General features: G+C 64.4%; 14 protein-coding genes and 1 tRNA gene. 8 read left to right on the top strand and 7 right to left on the bottom strand.

The annotated features are described in order from the left end of the window. Positions 1 to 57: 57 nt before the first annotated feature. The 4 genes from I6F38_RS24555 to I6F38_RS24540 all read left to right on the top strand — a co-directional run bounded on the left by I6F38_RS24555 (position 58) and on the right by I6F38_RS24540 (position 3,008). Positions 58 to 708, top strand: coding sequence for a hypothetical protein (locus I6F38_RS24555; RefSeq protein ID WP_225162126.1), 651 nt, complete (start codon positions 58 to 60; stop codon positions 706 to 708). Then, positions 709 to 2,001, top strand: coding sequence for a site-specific integrase (locus tag I6F38_RS24550; protein ID WP_225162125.1), 1,293 nt, complete (start codon positions 709 to 711; stop codon positions 1,999 to 2,001). It abuts the gene before it with no gap. 78 nt (positions 2,002 to 2,079) lie between these two features. Continuing rightward, positions 2,080 to 2,169, top strand: a tRNA-Ser gene (locus tag I6F38_RS24545). 284 nt (positions 2,170 to 2,453) lie between these two features. Further along, positions 2,454 to 3,008 carry an SGNH/GDSL hydrolase family protein gene (locus I6F38_RS24540; RefSeq protein ID WP_225162124.1) on the top strand — a complete coding sequence of 185 codons (555 nt, stop codon included), beginning with the start codon at positions 2,454 to 2,456 and terminating at the stop codon, positions 3,006 to 3,008. 7 nt (positions 3,009 to 3,015) lie between these two features. Here the strand turns inward: I6F38_RS24540 and I6F38_RS24535 are convergent, their stop codons facing one another. Continuing rightward, positions 3,016 to 3,936 (bottom strand): alpha/beta fold hydrolase, encoded by a 921-nt coding sequence (locus I6F38_RS24535; protein ID WP_225162123.1) that lies wholly within the window; start codon positions 3,934 to 3,936, stop codon positions 3,016 to 3,018. Positions 3,937 to 4,085: 149 nt separating this feature from the next. On the opposite strand from I6F38_RS24535, the gene I6F38_RS24530 reads away from it, so the two are divergent. Further along, positions 4,086 to 4,544 carry a helix-turn-helix domain-containing protein gene (locus tag I6F38_RS24530; protein WP_028340657.1) on the top strand — a complete coding sequence of 153 codons (459 nt, stop codon included), beginning with the start codon at positions 4,086 to 4,088 and terminating at the stop codon, positions 4,542 to 4,544. Between the two features lie 86 nt (positions 4,545 to 4,630). Then, positions 4,631 to 4,798, top strand: coding sequence for a hypothetical protein (locus tag I6F38_RS24525; RefSeq protein WP_016847764.1), 168 nt, complete (start codon positions 4,631 to 4,633; stop codon positions 4,796 to 4,798). 12 nt (positions 4,799 to 4,810) lie between these two features. Here the strand turns inward: I6F38_RS24525 and I6F38_RS24520 are convergent, their stop codons facing one another. Continuing rightward, entirely contained in the window at positions 4,811 to 5,629 is an 819-nt protein-coding gene (locus I6F38_RS24520; protein ID WP_225162122.1) for an aminoglycoside phosphotransferase family protein, read from the bottom strand. A 201-nt stretch (positions 5,630 to 5,830) separates the two neighbouring features. Between I6F38_RS24520 and I6F38_RS24515 the strand changes: the two genes are divergently transcribed. Continuing rightward, positions 5,831 to 6,088: a hypothetical protein gene (locus I6F38_RS24515; protein WP_028340659.1), complete on the top strand. Its 258-nt coding sequence runs from the start codon at positions 5,831 to 5,833 to the stop codon at positions 6,086 to 6,088. Between the two features lie 18 nt (positions 6,089 to 6,106). Here the strand turns inward: I6F38_RS24515 and I6F38_RS24510 are convergent, their stop codons facing one another. From I6F38_RS24510 to I6F38_RS24490, 5 genes are all read right to left on the bottom strand, one after another. Then, entirely contained in the window at positions 6,107 to 7,450 is a 1,344-nt protein-coding gene (locus I6F38_RS24510; RefSeq protein ID WP_225162121.1) for a sorbosone dehydrogenase family protein, read from the bottom strand. 80 nt (positions 7,451 to 7,530) lie between these two features. Continuing rightward, positions 7,531 to 9,144, bottom strand: a complete 1,614-nt coding sequence (locus I6F38_RS24505) for a DHA2 family efflux MFS transporter permease subunit (RefSeq protein ID WP_225162120.1) — start codon at positions 9,142 to 9,144, stop codon at positions 7,531 to 7,533. Then, a complete protein-coding gene (locus I6F38_RS24500; protein ID WP_225162119.1) occupies positions 9,141 to 10,298 on the bottom strand; it encodes an HlyD family secretion protein in 1,158 nt (385 codons plus the stop codon). The genes I6F38_RS24505 and I6F38_RS24500 overlap by 4 nt, the downstream gene beginning before the upstream one ends. An 84-nt stretch (positions 10,299 to 10,382) precedes the next feature. Next, on the bottom strand, positions 10,383 to 11,879 hold the full coding sequence (locus I6F38_RS24495; protein ID WP_225162188.1) for an HWE histidine kinase domain-containing protein: 1,497 nt from the start codon (positions 11,877 to 11,879) through the stop codon (positions 10,383 to 10,385). Between the two features lie 16 nt (positions 11,880 to 11,895). Then, positions 11,896 to 18,186: a HAMP domain-containing protein gene (locus tag I6F38_RS24490; RefSeq protein WP_225162118.1), complete on the bottom strand. Its 6,291-nt coding sequence runs from the start codon at positions 18,184 to 18,186 to the stop codon at positions 11,896 to 11,898. Between the two features lie 273 nt (positions 18,187 to 18,459). Here I6F38_RS24490 and I6F38_RS24485 point away from each other — a divergent pair, with 273 nt between their 5' ends. Then, the gene (locus tag I6F38_RS24485; protein WP_346657126.1) at positions 18,460 to 20,448 is read left to right on the top strand and encodes a PAS domain S-box protein; all 1,989 of its coding nucleotides are present in this window, start codon (positions 18,460 to 18,462) and stop codon (positions 20,446 to 20,448) included. Positions 20,449 to 20,684: the final 236 nt, after the last annotated feature.

Raw genomic sequence — 20,684 nt, 5'->3', positions numbered from 1 at the left:
TTTTGCGTCATGACTGGTACATACAATATGTAAGACATTCCACAGGGAGTTTTTCGGATGGCAAGACGGCCAGCTGCGCGAAAGAAAAAGGCAACGCAGAAGAGCGAGGTGTTCTCCACCAGGATTCGTCCTGACATCAAAGAGAGGCTCGAAAAGGCCGCCGCCCAATCAGGCCGCACATTGTCGAACGAATTCGCGATTAGGCTGGTTCAGTCATTCTCGCTCGACGACAAAATTCACGAGCACTTCTTCGATCGGCGCACCTACCTGATGTTGAGGATGGCCGCGGCGGCGATCGAGCGCGTTCATCCGTACAACAACAAAGATGGTGTGCATTGGTTAGATGATCCGTTCTTGTTTGACGCCGCGATCGCAGTCGTAATTGACGTGCTTAGCCAGATCCGGCCGCCGAGTCAGGCGGTCGAGCCAATGGACCCCATAAAGGCAACCTCCCTGCAGGCCGCAAAGCAGGGCATCGCCAATTTACTGTGGACTTATGTTCAGTTGGCTAATGACGACCTCGCCCTTAACCCCCGCTACGACACTGATCGACTTGTCGCCATCGTGAAGAGTGAACTCGGAAACGCGGTCTATCGAGCCGGCCTGCTTGACGGAACGATGGAAAAACTAATCAAAAGTGCAGGCGAAGGTGACACTCACGCGAAGCAGATTCTGGAGGAAATAAGCAAATTCAGGGAGGGTAAATAAATGACCCGACGTGTAGTTCGAAAACGGTCGCATGGCGACGGCGGTATCGATCAGCGCGGCGAGAACACGTTCCGCCTGCGGTACCGCGTGAATGGCAAGCGGTTTGCGAAGACCTTTCGAGGCCCGCTGACCGAGGCGCGCAAGGAGCTCCGCAAGCTGCTCAAGGCCAAGGATGACGGCTTGGCGGTCGAGCCGAGCAAGCTGACGCTTGCCGGCTGGATCACGCTGTGGATTGACTCCGGCGCACCGGGTCCCAAGAACAAGCGTAAGGTCGGTCAGCGAACCCTCGAGAGGTACGAACAGCTGTTGAAGGAGCACGTCGTGCCGGTGCTTGGCGCCACTGCCCTCCAGGTGCTGCAGGCGAGCGCGATCGACAAGCTGTACGCCGGCCTCGATGGTAAGGTCATCCGCGACGAGCTCGCGCCACGCACAGCCCGCCACGTCCACACCGTGTTCAATGCCTGCCTCGGCATGGCCGAGCTCAAGCGATTGGTCGCCGTCAACCCCATGCGATTCGTCGGGCAGATTCCGAACCCGAATCCGGGGAAGCCTGAGGCGGTCGACCTTGAAGCTGATGACGTCGACGGCGCCGACGAGGTCGACGAGCACGACGAGGGCCTGTCGGAGGCCGAGCTGAAGACGCTGGTAACCGGCTTCAAGCCGTCGAGCCTCTATCCAATCATCGTTCTCGCCGCAGCGACTGGCGCTCGCCGCAACGAGGTCCTGGCGCTGCGCTGGTCCGATCTCGACGCCGACAAGAAGACGCTGCGGATTGAGCGGGCGTGGGAACACACAAAGAAGTTCGGACTGCGGTTGAAGCCGCCGAAGACTGAGCGCGGCCGCCGCAGCATCGACCTCGATGAGGCCACGATCGCGGTCCTGTTGGCCGAGAAGGATCGGTTGCAGCGCATCGTCGCCGGCGTCCCGGATGGCGTCGACGTCGACCTGTCGCTGGTGAAGCTGCCGGCCAGGGCACTGATGTTCCCGGCCCTACCCGAGCCCGGAAACGGCTGCGTCTTGACGGCACCGCGGGTGCCGCGCAACGTCTCGAAGGAATTCCGGCGCCGAGCCGACCTCCTCAAGTTCAAGGGGATCAAGCTGCACACGTTGCGCGGTGTTCACGCGACCGCGCTTCTCGATGCCGGCATCGGGGTCCACATCGTGGCAAAGCGCATCGGCGACGACCCGGCGACGCTGTTGCGCTGGTACGCGAAGCGGAAGCGGACCCAAGCTGCGGACACGGCGGTCTCCGCAGCGCTCACCTCCCTCGCCGCTGGCTTCTTGGGAAAATGAGCGGTTGGGTCCGATTTGGGTCCACGTTCGCATTGCGTTCGTCAGGACCATGCGCTAAGTGCCTGATCCGATTGATCCGGAAGGGTGGCCGAGTGGTTTAAGGCACCGGTCTTGAAAACCGGCGTGCCCGCAAGGGTACCGTGGGTTCGAATCCCACCCCTTCCGCCACTGCTTTCGATTGGGCGACGTCCTGCCGGGCTCGGAGCTGCAGCGATAGCCAACCACCAGATGGGCAGCGGAGGTAATGGGTTGCGCGCCGCCGTATCCGGCCACCTCCCGCAGGACGTGATCCGCAGAAAGTGATCGCTCCGGCGTTGTGCGGGTGTTTCCGAATATTGCTCGGGCTGGAGCCGCGATGATAGCTCTGAGGAGCCATGCGTCGCGCACTACCTTGGGTTTTGGCCGTTACTTTTCTGATTGGTTTTGTCGCTTCCTTTGCGGAGCTGCAGAGGATGCGCAACCGCTTCGGCGAAGTGTCTCAGCACGCCTTTCACGATCATGCGGCTGTGCGCGAATTCATGATACGCGCTGCGCTCGCCGACGCGCCGGCGCCGATCGTCGTGCTTGGCGACAGCATCACCGAAATGGCTCCGCTGCCCCGGCAGCTCTGCGGACGTCCGGTCGTCAATGCCGGCGTTGGCGGTCAGACCATCGCGGAGGCAAAGCAGCTCGCCGGGCGCGTGCTGCAGGACCAGGGCGCGTTCTTGCTCGTGCTCGCGGTCGGCGCGAACGACGCCGGATCGCCAACGGCGCAACGCGACTTCACCGACCTCATCGAGACCGTCAAGTCGCTGTCGACGCGGCCATTGGTGGCCATCGCCGTCGCAGCTGACGAATCGACCAACCGGGCGATCGAAGCCGCCGCAGTTGCGCGTGGCGTTCGGTTCATCGATGCGCATCTGCCGCCCGGCGCGAAAATGGCCGACGGTATTCATTTCACCGCGGCCGCCTACAAGGCCTGGGTGCCGGCACTTGAGGCTGCGATCTCGGCGGAATGCACGATGTGACGCGCAGTCACGTCTGCCGGATGAACTCCGCAATCAGGCCGGCGATGTCCTCAGGCGCATCCTCGAAACAGTAATGCCCGACGCCGACAAGGCGCCTGACCGGCGCCGTCGGGAAGATTGCGGAGAACAGCGGCAGGAAATGCTCCGCGCGCAGCGTGCGGTCCGCGTCGCCCCAGATCGCGAGCGCAGGCTTGCTGCGGATCAAGCGGTCGGCGGCGGGATCGGGCGTCTGGAATTGATGCGCGCCGGTCGCAAAGCCCTTGGCCCAGCCGATCGCACCGAGGCAGTCCGCCGGACGGGCGAAGTGCGCGCCGTAGGCGGCGAGCCAGGCGTCCGTGATGACGGCGTTGTTCTCGAATCCGTTGAGCTTCAGCGTGCTCAAAATGTTGAAGCCGAGCTGTCCGAGAACCGGCTCAAGGTCGCCGCTCGCCTCGGCCTTTGCGATCCATTGAAACCACGGCGAGACCTGCGCGTTGGCGGCGACGCGATCGAACAGATCGCTCTGCCCGAACGGCGTTGGCCCATTGGCGGAGACGATGCGGCGGATCCGGCCCGGATGCCGGGCCGCTAGCCCCATGCCGACCGGGCCGCCGAAATCATGCATGACGAGCGTGATGTCGGTGAGATCGAGCGCGCGGACCAGCGCTTCGAGATTGTCGACATGGTCCTGCAGCCAATAGCTGCGATGCGCCGGCGTCGCGCTCTTGCCAAAACCCATGTGATCCGGAACGACCACCCGGTGCGTCGCACTGAGGCCCGGCACGAGGTGGCGGAACAGATAGCCCCAGCTTGGTTCGCCGTGCAGGCAAAGCACCACCTCGCCGTCCCGCGGACCTTCGTCGACATAATGCATCTGAAAGCCCGGCGCCGCGCTGAAATGCGGTGCGAATGGAAAGGTGCCGTCGAACGCGGCGTCGGCTTGGATCATGGCGCACCTCACGAGGTTTCAATTTGAAACCATCGTGTACCGCTTGAGGTTTTACTTTGCAACCAATATATCGAACCCACGATCGGGTGGTTTTCCGGCCGCGGCACTGAGCGCCGATCATCCCCAGGGAATGAGTGTTGAGGATCACGATGGCCAAGCGAGTGAGCCACAGGGACTCGATGTGCGGCGTCGCCCGGCCGCTGGATGCGATCGGCGACTGGTGGTCGCTGCTGATTGTCCGCGATGCGTTCGACGGGCTGCGCCGCTTCGGCGAGTTTCAGAAGAGCCTCGGGCTTGCCAAGAACATCCTCTCGGCCCGGCTCCGCAATCTTCTGGCGCACGGCATCATGGAGACGGTGCCCGCAAGCGACGGCAGCCCCTACCAGGAATATGTGCTGACCGAAAAGGGACGCGGCCTCTTTCCCCTCCTCGTTGCGCTCCGGCAGTGGGGTGAGGATTTCTTCTTTGAGCCCGATGAGGCGCATGTGCTGCTGGTCGACCGCAAGAACGGGCTGCCGGTGCGACGGCTCGAGTTGCGCGCGCAAGATGGACGCGTCGTTGGCGCGGAGGACACGATGGTGCGGCTGCCGCCGGCTTCACCTGAGTGAGAGAAGCGACCGTGTCGCGCGCGCCGTCAACGGCAACCGGATGTTAACCCCCCGTGCCGCAGCATCCGCGCGTGGAGGTTAGACCAATGCAGACATTCCGGATTTCGCTGAGCGATGGGACGCGGCAATTCCACACCGCGATTCAGGCGCCGGACCCTGCTTCCGCGCGCATCAAGGCCGCCTACTTCTTCGATATCTCGAAGTGGCGGATTCTGAGCGTGTCGCTGAGTGGAGCCAGTGCCGCTGCGGCGTAGTCGCTGCGCGCTCTACGCCATCCGGTCGAGCTCGGCGGCGGCGAGCTGCGCGATCGTAAGGTCGATTTCGGCGAGCGGATCGCCATCCCCCAGAAACCATGCGGCCGACAAGCCGGTCCAGGCCACGATCCATGACAGCAGGCGCTGGCGATCCAGCCGAGCCGCTTCGACGACGATGTCGAGCCGCCACGCAAAGCGTCCGGGTTCGGTCGCGACCGGCCGTGTCGGATCCGCAAGATCCGGATTGGTGAAGATGTTGGCGAAGTCGAAGCCGCGCTCGCCGACAAGATGCTTCGGATCGATCGCAAGCCAGCCGCGCGCGCCGAAGTCGAGCACGTTGTCATGGTGCAGATCGCCGTGCAGGACCACGATCTCACGCTGACTGCCCAGCAGAGCTTCGGCAACTTCCGCCGATCGGTTCAGAATACCGCCATGCGTCCTCGCCGCGGGCCACAACTCACGAAACCAGTGCGTCAGCGGCGTCAGATCCGGCCGCGGCTTCGCTCTCTCGGCGTGAAGCCGATCAGCCGTTGCACAGAGAATCCTGCAGGCCTCGTCGTCCCGGCCGGTTCGCGCCATTTCGCTGAGCGAAGCCGATCCCGTCGCCCTCTCGAGCAGAAGGGCGTCGCCGTCACGAGCAAGAACCCGCGCCGCGCCTTCGCCGTCCCACCACTCCATCACGACGGCACCGAGGCGTTCGTCCGGCTCGTGCGAGAGCTTGAGCATGGCCGGCTCCCCATGCCGGCGCACCGGCAGCAACCGTGCGGCGTGCGTCACGATCGGGTCGCCGTCGGGGACAAGACTCCAGGCCGAGAGATAGGGAGCGAACATTTGGGTGGACTGACCGGGGACGAAGAAGCGAGCCTCGTGGTTCTAATCATTGCTTCCGCGCGCTGCCACGCCGGTTCCCTGCGGCGCATCGTGGCAGGGCCACGCGAACCGGTTCCCCGCTGCCTTGGCCATGTTGGCTGATGACAGCCCCCACCCATCTCGCGCTACAATGTCGCAGCCGGTGCTACGGAGGGTGTGGCGATGCCGCGAAAGGGAATTACCGGACACGACGAATGGGTAGTCACGGAGGCCCTGGCCACAGCGCTGGTGGCGCTCGAACAGCTGCCGTCAAAGCATCAGCCGCGCGCGCATATGGAGGATGTCCGAAAAATCCTGACCGCCAGATGTGAGGCCGGCGCCGTCACGCTGCATCTTGCGCAGGCCAAGTGCCGGTTGTTTCCCGACACCGATCCCCTGACCATCTACGAGGAGTATGGCCTCAAGGACGGGCTCGGCTAGCGTGCGCCGCCTGCAGCGCTAGTCGCGGCTGACGCGCCAGATCGTGCCGTTGCCGTCTTCGGAGACCAGCAGTGCGCCGTCGCGCGCGACCGTCACACCGACCGGACGGCCCCAGACCTCATTGTCGCCGATGACGAAGCCGGTGACGAAATCCTCGTACTCGCCGGTCGGCACGCCGTCCTTCAGCCTGATGCGAATGACCTTGTAGCCGGTGCGCTTCGACCGATTCCACGAGCCGTGTTCGGCGGCAAACGCATCGCCGCGATATTCCGGCGGAAAACTGCTGCCGGTGTAGAAGGTCAGGCCAAGCGACGCCGAGTGGGCCTGCAACAGCACGTCGGGGACCGTCACCTTGTCCTTCAGGTCGGGCCGCGCGCCGGCATGCGCGGGGTCTTCGTTGCCGCCGATGTAGTACCAGGGCCAGCCGTAGAACGCGCCTTCGCGGACCCGTGTCACATAGTCGGGCACGAGATTGTCGCCGCGGCCGTCGCGCTCGTTGGTCGAGCACCACGGCGTGCCGCTTCCCGGCTGGATCGCAAGTCCGACGCAGTTGCGGATCCCGGTGGCAAACAGCTTCTGGTTCTTGCCATCAGGATCGAAGGCGAGCACGGCGGCGCGATCGGTCTCGTCGCCCCAGGCAGCGCCGAGCGCATGGTCGCGGCTCCAGGCCTCGATGCCCTTCGGCGGGCGGCCCAGCCCCTCGCCTGCGTTGCCGGCGGAGCCGACCGACACCAGCATCCGCTTGTCGTCCGGCGTGAACACGATATCACGCGTGGAATGGCCGTAGCCGGGCGGCAGCCGGGCGACGATCGTCTCGGGCTTTCCCGACGCCTTGCGATCGCCGTTACGGTAGCCAAACCGCACGACGCTGTCGGTGTTGGCGACATAGAGCCATTGCGGATTGTCACCGCTCGGGAAGAATGCGATGCCGAACGGCTGGTTCAATCCGGTTGCGTAGACTTCGTTGGTCGCAGGCCTGGCGGCACCATCGGCGCTGCGCAGGATACGAATGCGGCCGGAGCCGGTTTCCACCACAAAGATATCGCCATTGGGCGCGGTCCGGATGATCCGCGGGCCGCTGAGCCCGCTCGCAAACAGTTCGACCTTGAACCCTGCCGGCACCTGCGGCGCGGCCGACGCAGGTCTCGGCATGACGCGCGGAAACTTGCTGCTCGACGCCGTTGCCCCGGGCTTGGGCAAGTCCTGCGGCGTGATCAGGCGCACCGTGCCCGGCTTGTCGCGTTGCCAGTCGCCGAAGGCTTCCGCGCCTTTCAGCACGGGCTCGGCGCCCGACCGCGTGATGCTGACCGCTGCGAGCAAGACGGCCGACAGACCCGCACCGGCAAGATTCGTCCTGGGCATATGCTCCTCGCGCGATTTCCCCTCGGCCACGCCGTTCATAGCGCGGTTCGGCCGCTCCCGCGTTCACAATGTCGTCTGCTCTAATGTCCCTTGGGTGGCGCCGTCAGATCGACCGGTTTGATGATCAGCGCCAGCGGGATCATCACGAGGCCGATGATCGAGAGCATCCAGAACACGTCGATATAGGCGAGCAGGTCGACCTGCCGCTGCAAGGTCTGGCCGACCCAGGCGACCGCCTGGGACGCGGCGTCCGATGCGTTCGACCCCTGCGCCTGAAAGAAGCGCGTCATCGTGTCGATGGTCTGCTGATACCCGAGATCGGACGGCGCGGCATGCTCGATCAGCCGGCTCTGGTGGAATTGCTGGCGTTGCGCCAGCGCGGTCTGGGCGAGTGCGACGCCCATCGACCCGCCAATATTGCGCGCGACGTTGATCAGCGCCGAGGCCTGGTTGGTCTTGTCCGGCGGCACGCCGTCATAGGACGCCGTCGTGACCGGCAGAAACAGGAACGGAAGCCCGGCGGAGAGGAAGATGCGTGCGAGCGCGGCATAGCCATACGTGATGTCGCCGTTCAGTCCCGTCAGGTGCCACATCGAGAATGCCACGATGCAGCCGCCGATCGCGATCAGATATTTCGGCTGGACGCGACTGACGAGATGGCCGACCACCGGCATCAAGATCAGCGTGACGACGCCGCCGGGCGACAGTGCGAGCCCGGCGAGCAGCGCAGTATAGTTCAGCTCGGTCTGCAACAGCTGCGGCAGGAGCTGCGTCGACGAGATCAGCACCGCGCCGGTGCACAGCATCACCAGGAAGCACGATCCGAACTGGCGACGTCCCAGCAGGCGGAGATCGACGATCGGGTCCTTGCGCGTCAGCTCCCAGGGGATCAGCGCGATCAGGCAAATCGCCGAGGCCAGCGCGAAGCCGACGATCATGTTGGACCCGAACCAGTCCTTGCGCTGGCCTTCGTCGAGCACGAATTCGAGCGAACCGAGCCCGATCGCGACCAGCATGAAGCCGATGTAGTCGACGCGCAGGCCGTCCTTGAGCAGCTCCTTGCGCTCCTGCTCGGCGCCGGACGGCTCCTTGACCAGCGTCCCGACCAGGAACAGCGAGAGCAAGCCCATCGGCACGTTGATCAGAAAGATCCAGTGCCAGCTATAGGTATCGGTGATCCAGCCGCCGAGCGTCGGCCCGACCACGGGAGCAACCACCACCGCGACGCCGTAGATCGCGAACGCCTGGCCACGCTTGGCCGGCGGAAAGGAGTCGGCGAGGATCGCCTGCTCGCTCGTCGCCATCGCGCCGCCGCCAAGGCCCTGGATGATCCGGAACAGAACCAGCGCCTCCAGGCTCCAGGCCAGCCCGCACAGCAGGGACGCGAACGCGAAGGTGCCGACGCAGATCATGTAGAAGCGCTTGCGGCCGATCACGGTTGAGAGCCAGCCCGAGATCGACAGCACGATGGCGTTGGCGACGAGATAGCTGGTGATGACATAGGTGCTCTCGTCGATGCCGACTGCCAGACCGCCCGCGATATGGCGCAAGGCCACATTGGCGATCGTGGTGTCCAGCACCTCCATGAATGTCGCGATCGAGACGACGAAGGCAATCAGATAAGGATTATGTCCGCCGGCAGCCGAACGCTCCGGCGACCAGACCGCGCCGCCGCCTGCCGCAATGTCGTTCATCGCACCCTGGTCCAGGGCACGACTGACATGCCCGGCCCGATCGGGACGTCATTCGGCCAATTGTCGATCACGATCTTCACGGGAACGCGCTGCACGACCTTGACGAAATTGCCCGTGGCGTTCTCCGCCGGCAGCAGGCTGAACGCAGTGCCCGAGCCTGGCTGAACCGAAGCCACGCGGCCGGTGAGCTTGCGCCCCGGATACGCATCGATCCTGATCTCGACCGGCTGGCCCGGGCGCATGTCCGTCAGCTGCGTCTCCTTGTAGTTGGCAGTGATCCAGACCTCGTCAGGAACGAACATCATGACGCTCTGGGCCGGCGCCACATAGGTGCCGACCGCGCCGCTCAGTTTGACGACGCGCCCGGACTGCGCTGCGACGATGCGGGTATACTGCAAGTTCAATTTGGCCTGATCGAGCTGGGCCTGCGCCTGCTCCAGCGATGCCTTGCTGCTCTTGAGCTGAGCCTCGAGCGTCTTGACGCCGAGCTCAGCGGCAGTCACTGCCGTCCTGGCGCGGCTGGCATTGGCCTGCTGGGCATCGAGATCCGAGCGGGTCTGCTGCTGCCGCTGCACGGTGCCCGCGCCCTTTTCGACGAGGTTCTGGGCGCGCTCAGCTTCCTCCTGCGCGAACTTCAATTGCGCCTCGGCCTGCTGCTGCTGCGCCTTGGCTTCCTTGATCTGCTCCTGCTGGCTGTCGATCTGGGCCTCGACATTGGCGATATTGGCCTCGGCGACCGCGACCTGTGCGCTGGCCTGATCGACGGCGATCTTGTAGTCGCGCTCGTCGATCCTCGCGAGGAGGTCGCCGGCATTGACGTGCTGGTTGTCGGTGACGGGGACCTCGACGACATAGCCGCCGACCTTCGCCGCCACCGCAAAGCTGCGTGCGGCCACGAACGCGTCATCGGTCGATTCATAGTGACGCACGTTGAGCCAATAGCTCACGCCACCGATGATCGCGAGCAGGAGCAGACAGGCGCCGACTGTGGTAAGCAGCCAGTGCTCGCGCAGCCGGTCGCGCATCGATGGCTTGCGCTCGGTTTCCTGCTGTGGCGAGGATGCGCGGTCAGGTCGCGATCCTTGCTCGGGATTGCGCTCGGGCTGCCGTGGCTTCTCCCCGGACGGCCCGCGCTCTCGGGTTTGGGCATCCACGGTAGCACCTCAAGCCACGAATGGAGCGATCAAGCCCCGTTAACCGCAGCGTCCGGCGCTTGGTTCCTGTTCGGGTGGGATGCGCTATACGGCCCTGGAACTGACCATGGGCTGGCGCTGCTCGGCCGTCGACAAATCGCGGTAGGCCGCGGGCTCTCCAGCCAGCGCCTTGAGCGGAACCGTGAGCCGGCAGACCAGGCCCTCGGTGCGCCAATCGAAGTCGGCGCGGCCGCCGAGCTGGGTCTCGATGCTGGCGATGACGCTTCTCGTGCCGAAACCTCTCTGCTTCGGCTTGGTCACGGGAGGTCCGCCGGATTCCACCCAGGCCAGGATCAACGTTTCGTCGTGCAGTTCCCAAGTGATCGCAAGCCGGCCCGACAGCACCGACAGGCTACCGTATTTGGCGGAGTTGGTGACGAGCTCATGCAGCGCCAGCGCCAAGGTCTGCGCGGTCGCGGGCTGCAACTGCACCTCTTCGCCATCGATCTGGATCTGTCCGGCTTCCGAATACGGCGCGATCTCCTCGGTGACCAGCCGCCGGATTTCGGCGCCCTGCCAGCTCGACAGCGACAGCACGGTGTGCACGCGTGCCAGCGCCGTGATGCGGCCCTCGACCGCCCGCACATAGGCGGTCACGTTCTGCGCGCGCGTCAGCCGCACGATCGATTGCGCCAGCGCGAGCGCGTTCTTGGCGCGATGGTCGACCTCGCGGGTGAGCAGGCTCTGCCGCTCCTCGGCCTTCTTGCGATCGGTGATGTCGACGGTAACGCCGCTCACCCGCACCACCTTGCCGTTGCGGTCGCTGGTGGCCGCGGCTGTGCCGACGCACCAGCGCACTTCGCCGTCCGGCCGCATGACGCGGAATTCGGTTTCATAGGACGTCTGGCCCTTGCCGAAGCCGGTCCAGGCTTGTCGGAGGTGCTCGACATCGTCGGGATGAAACAGCGCCTGTATATTGTCGGAGGTGAGCTTGAAGGATTTCGGGTCGACGCCGAAGATCTTGTATTGCCCCTCGTCCCACATCCAGTCGCCGTTGACCCAATCCCAGTCCCACGAGCCCATCTTGCCGGCCGCAATCGCCATGCTGCGGCGCGCCTCGCTTTCGACCAGTCGCGTGGTCGACTGCTCGAGCTCGGCCGTGCGTGCGCGCACGCGGTCCTCGAGCTCCGCGTTGAGGCGTTCGAGCTGCCGTGTCTTGCGGTAGAGCTCGGCGAACACGCGGATCTTTGCCCGCAGCACCTCGGGCACGACGGGCACCGGCACGTAGTCGACCGCGCCCATCTCGTAGCCGCGGAGCCGGTCGATATCGCTGACCTGGATTGCCGAGATGAAGATCATCGCGGTCTTCTGGAAGCGTGGATGGTCGCGGATCATCGCCGCGAGCTCGAAGCCGTCGAGCTCTGGCATGCAGACGTCGACCAGGATGACCGCGACTTCGTTCTTGAGCAGGAACTCCAGCGCCTCGCGGCCCGACGACGCGGCGACCAGCGTCTCGCCGAGCTCCTTCAGGATGACCTCATAGGCCAGCAGCTTCGCCGGCTGGTCATCGACCAGAAGGATGTTTACCTTTTCGTGGTCCATCATGTTCGATCGCCGATCAGCGGTGCAGCCACATGCGGATCGCCAGCAGCAGTTGCTCGGTGTTCACGGGTTTCGCCAGATAGTCGGACGCGCCTGCCTCCAGGCATTTCTCTCGATCGCCTTTCATCGCCTTCGCGGTCAGCGCGATGATCGGCAGCCGCGCGAAGGCGGGGTTTTGCCGGATGGCGCCGATGGTCTGGTAACCGTCCATCTGCGGCATCATGATGTCCATCAGCACGATAGCAATCTTGGGATTGGATTCGACCAGCGAGATGGCCTCGTGACCGGTTGTCGCAGTCAACACCTTCATACCTCGCCGCTCCAACACGCTCGAGAGCGCGAAGATGTTGCGGGCATCGTCGTCGACCAGCAGTGCGGTCTTGCCAATAAGATCCTCGTCGGAGCTATTGAGCTTCTCCAGCATCCTCTGTTTTTCGACGGGCAATTCCGTGATCACACGGTGCAGGAACAGTGACGTTTCGTCGAGCAGACGCTCCGGCGATTCCACGCCCTTGACGACGATGCTGCGCGCCATCGTGTGCAGTTCCGCGTCTTCTTCCGCTGAAAGTTCCCGGCCCGTAAACACGACAACGGGAATATTGGAGAGCGTCTCGTCCTTGCGGATCTGATCCAGCACCTCGAAACCGCTCATGTCGGGCAGGCGAAGGTCGAGCACCACGCAGTCGCACGGATTTTCGCGCATCGTCGACAGCGCCCCTGCCCCGGTGCCGCTGGTCACGATCTCGATATCCTCGTGCCCGAGCAGTTCGGTGATGCTGAGCTGCTCCGCTGCATTGTCCTCCACGATCAGCAGGCGCTTGCGGCGTGGTCTGGCGTATTCCTTGATCTGCGACAGTGCAGCGCTGACGCCCTCCGTGGTCGTCGGCTTGTTGACGAAGGAGAACGCGCCGCGCGCCAGCGCGTGCTGCCGGTCCTCGTCGAGCGTGATGATCTGAACCGGAATGTGACGGGTCAGCGGATTGTGCTTGAGCTGGCTCAGCACCGTCCAGCCCAGCATGTCGGGCAGGAAGACGTCAAGCGACACCGCGCTCGGCTGGAACTGCTTGGCCAGATCCAGCGCTTCGGCACCGCGGCTTGCGACCAGCACCTTGAAGCCCTTGTCGCGCGCCAGGTCGATCAGCACCCGCGCATAATGCGGATCGTCCTCGACGATCAGCAGGATGGTATCGCCGGGCTCGAGATTGAGCCGGTCGTCCGGAAGCTGCTCGATCACACGCTCCTGCGCGCCTGACACCTGCAGCGCCGGAGCCGGTGTATGCGGCATCGCTATCGATTGAGCCTGCGGGCGCAGCGCCACCGAGGGTCCGGCATATTTCAGCGGCAGATAGAGCGTGAAGGTCGAGCCCTTGCCCGTCGCACTGCGCAGATGGATCTCGCCGCCGAGCAGACCCGCGAGCTCACGGCTGATCGCCAGTCCAAGACCGGTGCCGCCATATTTGCGGCTGGTGCCGGCGTCGGCTTGCTGGAACGCCTCGAAGATCAGCTTCTGCTTGTCCTGTGGAATGCCGATGCCGGTATCCGACACCTCGAACGCAACGACCGCGGGCGCCGCATTGAGGATCGGATGCTCGACGCTCCAGCCGCCGAGCGCGGCCGACACGGTCAGGCTGACGCCGCCTTCCGCGGTGAACTTGAACGCATTCGACAACAGGTTCTTGAGCACCTGCTGCAGCCGCTTGGAGTCGGTCACCATGCTGCGCGCAAGATTGGCGTCGACATCGATGCTGAACGAGAGATGCCGGTTCTCCGCCTCGTGCCGGAACGGCCGTCCGACGGTCTCGAGCAGGCTCGATGTCAGAATTTCCTCGGCGTCGACCGTCACCGTGCCGGACTCGATCTTGGAGAGATCGAGGATGTCGCTGATCAGGTTCAACAGGTCGGTGCCGGCGCCGTGAATGGTGCGGGCAAACTCGACCTGCTTGCCGGTCAGATTGCCGTCGGGATTTTCGGTGAGCTGCTGGCCCAGGATCAGGATCGAATTCAGCGGCGTCCGCAACTCGTGCGACATGTTGGCGAGGAATTCGGATTTGTACTTCGAAGTCAGCGACAGCTCGGTCGCCTTTTCTTCCAGCGCGCGCCGCGCCTGCTCGATTTCCTGGTTCTTGCGCTCGACGTCGACATTGCGTTCGGCCAGCTGCTGGGCCTTCTGCTCCAGCTGATCGTTGGTCTGCTGCAATTCCTTCTGCTGGGTCTGCAACTCGCCGGCGAGCTGTTGCGACTGCTTGAGCAGCGCCTCGGTCTGCATCGTCGCCTCGATGCTGTTGAGCACGATGCCGATGCTGTCAGTCAACTGTTCGAGGAAGGTGATCTGCGAGGTCGTGAACGAGGAGATCGAGGACAGCTCGATCACCGCCTTGACCTGGTTCTCGAACTGCACCGGAAACACGACGAGGTTCTTCGGCATGATCCGCATCAAGGCCGAATTGATCGGCACCGCATCGCCGGGAATCTCGGAGACGAGGCGCTGGCGCTTGTCGAGTGCGCATTGGCCGATCAATCCCTCGCCGAACTGGACGATCTGCGGATGCGGATTGCTGCTGTCGCTGGCATAGGCCGACAAGAGGCGCAACTGCGCATTCTCGGGATTGTCGACCTGGTAGATCACGCCCATATGCGCGTTGATCAGCGGCGCAAGCTCGGTCAGCAATAGCCGGCCGACGGTCGCAAGATCGCGCTGGCCCTGCAGCATATTGGTGAAGCGCGCCAGATTGGTCTTCAGCCAGTCCTGTTCGGTGTTGCGCTCCGTGGTGAGACGGAGGTTGCCGATCATCGTGTTGATGTTGTCCTTGAGCTCGGCGACCTCGCCGCGGACGTCGACCTGGATCGAGCGCGTCAGGTCGCCCTTGGTCACGGCGGTCGCCACTTCCGCGATCGCGCGCACCTGCGAGGTCAGGTTGGCCGCGAGCAGGTTGACGTTGCCGGTGAGATCCTTCCAGGTGCCGGCCGCGCCGGGCACGTTGGCCTGACCGCCGAGCCGTCCCTCGACGCCGACCTCGCGCGCCACGCTGGTGACCTGTTCGGCGAAGGTCGCAAGCGTCTCGGTCATGTTGTTGATGGTGTCGGCGAGCGCGGCCACCTCGCCCTTCGACTTCACCGTCAGGTTCTGCTTCAGGTCGCCGTTGGCGACCGCGGTCACCACCTTGACGATGCCGCGCACCTGCTCGGTCAGGTTGACCGCCATGACGTTGACGGTGTCGGTGAGGTCCTTCCAGGTGCCGGCAACGCCGCGCACCTCGGCCTGGCCGCCAAGCTTGCCTTCGGTGCCGACCTCGCGCGCCACGCGCGTCACCTCGCCGGCGAAGGCGTTGAGCTGGTCGACCATGGTGTTGATGGTGTTCTTGAGCTCGAGGATTTCGCCCTTCACGTCGACCGTGATCTTGCGCGACAGGTCGCCGCGCGCCACCGCGGTGGTGACTTCGGCGATGTTGCGCACCTGGGTGGTCAGGTTCGCCGCCAGCAGGTTGACGTTGTCGGTGAGGTCCTTCCAGGTGCCGCCGACGCCGGGCACCACGGCCTGGCCGCCGAGCCGTCCCTCGGTGCCGACCTCGCGCGCCACGCGCGTCACTTCGGCGGCGAACGAGCGCAGCTGCTCGACCATCGTGTTCAGGGTGTCCTTGAGCAGCAGGATCTCGCCGCGCACGTCCACGGTGATCTTCTTCGACAGGTCGCCGCCGGCGATCGCGCTCGCGACCTCGGCGATGTTGCGGACCTGCGCAGTCAGGTTCGACGCCATGAAGTTGACGTTGTCGGTCAAATCCTTCCAGGTGCCGGCGACGCCCGGCACTTCGGCCTGGCCGCCGAGCTTGCCCTCGGTGCCGACCTCGCGCGCCACGCGCGTCACCTCGCCCGCGAACGCATTGAGCTGGTCCACCATCGTGTTGATGGTGTTCTTGAGCTCGAGGATTTCGCCCTTCACGTCGACGGTGATCTTGCGCGACAGGTCACCGCGCGCCACGGCGGTCGTCACCTCGGCGATGTTACGGACCTGCGCGGTCAGGTTGCCGGCCATCGAGTTGACGTTGTCGGTCAAGTCTTTCCAGGTGCCGGCGACGCCGGGCACGTTGGCCTGGCCGCCGAGGCTGCCGTCGGTGCCGACCTCGCGCGCCACGCGCGTCACCTCGCCCGCGAAGCGGTTGAGCTGGTCGACCATCGTGTTCAGCGTTTGCTTCAGCTGAAGGATCTCGCCGCGCACGTCGACGGTGATCTTGCGCGACAGGTCGCCGCCGGCGATCGCGGTCGCGACCTCGGCGATGTTACGAACCTGCGCCGTGAGATTGCCGGCCATCGAGTTGACGCTGTCCGTCAGGTCCTTCCAGGTGCCGGCGACGCCGGGCACCTCGGCCTGGCCGCCGAGCTTGCCGTCGGTACCGACCTCGCGCGCCACGCGAGTCACCTCGCCGGCGAAGGCGTTGAGCTGGTCCACCATCGTGTTCAGCGTTTCCTTCAGCTGAAGGATTTCGCCCGACACGTTCACCGTGATCTTCTTCGACAGGTCGCCCTTCGCCACCGCGGTCGCGACCTCGGCGATGTTGCGGACCTGCGCGGTCAGGTTCGAGGCCATCGAGTTGACGCTGTCGGTGAGATCCTTCCAGGTGCCGGCGACGCCGCGCACCTCGGCCTGGCCGCCGAGCTTGCCTTCGGTGCCGACCTCGCGCGCCACGCGCGTCACCTCGCCCGCGAACGCGTTGAGCTGATCGACCATCGTGTTGATGGTGTCCTTCAGCTCGAGGATTTCGCCGCGCACGTCCACCGTGATCTTCTTGGAGAGGTCGCCGCCAGCGACCGCGGTCGTCACGGCGGCGATGTTGCGCACCTGCGCCGTCAGGTTCGACGCCATGAAGTTGACGTTGTCGGTCAGATCCTTCCAGGTGCCGGCGACGCCGAGCACATTGGCCTGGCCGCCGAGCTTGCCTTCGGTGCCGACCTCGCGCGCCACGCGCGTCACTTCCGATGCGAACGCGTTGAGCTGGTCCACCATGGTGTTCAGCGTTTCCTTCAGCTGAAGGATCTCGCCCGACACGTTGACCGTGATCTTCTTCGAGAGGTCGCCGCCGGCGATCGCGGTCGCGACGTCGGCGATGTTGCGGACCTGCGCGGTCAGGTTCGACGCCATGAAGTTGACGTTGTCGGTCAGGTCCTTCCAGGTGCCGGCGACGCCGGGCACCTGGGCCTGGCCGCCGAGCTTGCCCTCGGTGCCGACCTCGCGCGCCACACGCGTCACTTCCGACGCGAACGAGTTGAGCTGGTCCACCATCGTGTTGATGGTGTCCTTCAGCTCCAAAATCTCGCCGCTGACGTCGACCGTGATCTTGCGCGACAGGTCGCCGCGCGCCACGGCCGTGGTCACGTTGGCGATGTTGCGTACCTGGGCCGTCAGGTTGCCGCACATCGCGTTCACCGAGTCGGTGAGGTCCTTCCAGGTACCGGCGACGCCGGGCACGATCGCCTGGCCGCCGAGCTTGCCGTCGGTGCCGACCTCGCGCGCCACGCGCGTCACTTCGGAAGCGAACGAACGCAGCTGATCGACCATCGTATTGATGGCTTCCTTCAGCTGCAGGATCTCGCCGCGAACGTCGACCGTGATCTTCTTGGACAGGTCGCCGTTGGCGACCGCGATCGTCACCTCGGCGATGTTGCGGACCTGGCCGGTCAAATTGTTGGCCATCGAGTTGACGCTCTCGGTCAGGTCCTTCCAGACGCCGGTCACTTCCGGCACCTGGGCCTGGCCGCCGAGCTTGCCCTCGGTGCCGACTTCGCGCGCCACGCGCGTGACCTCCGAGGTGAACACCGAGAGCTGCTTGATCATCGTGTTGACGATGTTCGCCGACTGCAGGAATTCGCCGCGCAGCGGCCGGCCCTCGACGTCGAGCTGCACGGTCTGCAGCAGGTCGCCTTGCGCCACCGCAGCGACCGCGCGGGTGACCTCGCGCGTCGGCCACAGCAGATCATCGATCAGCGTGTTGACCGAACTCTCCATATCGGCCCAGGCGCCGCTGGCGAGGCCGAAATTGACGCGCTGGCGGGTCTGTCCCTCGCGGCCGACGACCTGGCCGACGCGCGCCAATTGCTGCGCCATGCGCTCGTTGGCGGCTGCGATTTCGTTGAAGGCGTCCGCGATCTTGCCGTCGATGCCGAGATAGTCGCCACGCATCCGGACCGAGAAATCGCCGGCGCGCATCGCCTGCAGCGACTGCAGCAGGTCATGCGAAGAATCGAGGCTTCCGTTTGATTGCTGGCTGCGGCGCGTATCAGCACGGGGACGAGGCGACGAACCGACATCGGTCATGTAATTTCCCCTACGCGCTGGCCGCGAATCCAGAGACTCGGAAAAGCCAGTGTGACCATAAGAATGACTGCCGTTGATCTATTCAAGCGGGAAAGCGCCAGAACCGCAATTTGTGACGCAAACCGAGTACCTTAATCGCGATTGGAACCAAAAGTTCCGACCGTTGGCCGAACTTTTCCGAAGAACGACGGAACCGGCCCTGATCGCCCGGTCCTCGTGCTCGCATGGAACATTGACTGCCCCCGCGCGTTTCGGGCGGGGGCAGGATCGGTGATGGTTAAGAAATCAGAACAACCCAAACGGGGCATCGTCGAGAGCCCGCACGATCGTCGGCCGGTGGCGTGCGGCGTGGCCGACTACGGCATTTGTATGCTCGGCCCCGATGGCCGGGTCATCAACTGGAACAAGGGCGCCGAGCGCATCACGGGCTATCCGGCCAAGGCGATCCTCGGCCAGCACTTCTCGGTCTTCTATCCTGCCGAAGACCGGGCATCCGGCGTTCCGGCGAGAGCGCTGCAGATGGCGCGGAAGGACAAGCACTCAGCGGCCGAAGGCTGGTCTGTCCGCAAGGACGGGTCGCAATTCTACGCCGCTGTGGTCATCGATCCGATCTACGAGAAGCGCAAGCTCGTCGGCTACGCAATGGTCACCCGCGACATCACCGAGCGGCATCAGGCGCGCGCGGATCTCGAGGCCAGCGAAAGCCAGTTCCGCCTGCTGGTGAGCAATGTCACCGACTATGCGCTCTATATGTTGACGCCGGCCGGCATCGTCGCCAATTGGAACGCCGGCGGCGAGCGTATCAAGGGCTATTCGCCCGGCGAAATCATCGGCCAGCACTTCTCGCGGTTCTATACGCCGGCCGACCAGGCTGCTGGCAAGCCCGCCCATGCGCTCAAGATCGCGGAAGAGACCGGGCATTACGTGGAGGAAGGCTGGCGGGTCCGCAAGGACGGTTCGTTCTTCTGGGCGAGCGTCGTGATCGATCCGATCCGCGATACCGACGGCAGCCTGGTCGGGTTCGCCAAGATCACCCGGGATATTTCCGAGCGGCGCGACGCGCATCAGAAGCTCGAACAGGTGCAGCGTCAACTTGCGGAATCGCAAAAGATGGATGCGCTCGGCCAACTGACCGGCGGCGTCGCGCACGACTTCAACAACCTGCTGATGATCATCTCCGGCAATCTGCACCGGATCAAGCGCGAGGTGACGAGCGAACGGGGCACGCTTGCACTCGGCGCGATCGAAACCGCATCCGAGCGTGCCGCGTCCCTCACCAGGCAGCTCCTCACCTTCGCGCGTCGGCAGAGTGTCAATCCGCAGACCATCAACGTCGCCGACAGGATCGCCGCGGTGCGAGAGGTTTTGACCAGCGCGCTCGGCGGCGCGATCAAGCTGAACATGGAGATCGGACCGGATCTCTGGCCGATCTTCGTCGATCCGACGGAATTTGAGACCGCGCTGATCAACCTCGTGGTCAATGCCCGGGATGCGATGACCGGCGGCGGCACGCTGACCGTCGCGGCGCGCAATGTCCCGGAAGCCGCCCAGGTGGTCGTCAGCATTACCGACACCGGCGAAGGCATTCCAGACGATGTCATGAACAAGGTCTTTGATCCCTTCTTCACCACCAAGCCGGTCGGCAAAGGGACCGGCCTTGGGCTGTCCCAGGTTCACGGTTTCGCGCACCAGGCGGATGGCCGGGTCGAGATTACAAGTGCGCTCGGCAAGGGCACGACGGTCAGCATCTATCTGCCGCGGGGGACTGCGGCCGCAAAGCGCACGGCTACTGGGCACGGCACGCCCGGCTTGGCCACGATCCTGCTGATCGAGGACAATCCTGCCGTCGCCGATGCGAGCACGGGCCTGCTCGAACAGCTCGGTTACACCGTGCGCTGGGCGTCGAACGCAGAGGCCGCCTTGTCGGAAATCGACGCCAACGGGATCGACGTGGTGTTCAGCGACATCGTCATGCCCGGCAGGATCGACGGACTGAAGCTGGCGCGCACGATCCGGGACAGAAAGCCCGAGCTGCCGATCCTGCTGACGACAGGCTACAGCGCGAGCGCACGCGACGTGAGGTCCGACTTTCCGGTGTTACGCAAGCCGTACCACATCCACGACCTCAGCCGCGAACTCGCAAAGTTGACGGGGCATGGCGTCGGCAGCGCGACGAGCGGGCCATCGGGCAACGCTTCGAGCGAGTTCGATGCCACCGCGCATGACGTCGCGGCAAGACCAAAGGCGAAAGCTCGCTCCTAGTGTGCTGAATGCGAAGTTCGTGCGATTTCGCGGCAGCCACTTTCACGAACTTCGCATTCATAAAGCACACTAGAATCATAAGTTTGCTAGTGTCCTTATCGAATCCGAAGTCCGCCGTGAAGAACGCGGACGAGCGCTGATTTAAGCGATCTTTTGAGCCGGGACAGTTTCGGCGATGGCCCGGATGATGGCACACAGGAGTTGTGCGAGCCATCGCAGGAGCAGGCCGAAGTTGT

Source organism: Bradyrhizobium sp. BRP56 (genome assembly GCF_020194035.1).
Taxonomy (GTDB): domain Bacteria; phylum Pseudomonadota; class Alphaproteobacteria; order Rhizobiales; family Xanthobacteraceae; genus Bradyrhizobium; species Bradyrhizobium australafricanum.
Note: the sequence above shows the minus strand (reverse complement) of the source record. Positions and strands in the feature narration are given on the sequence as shown.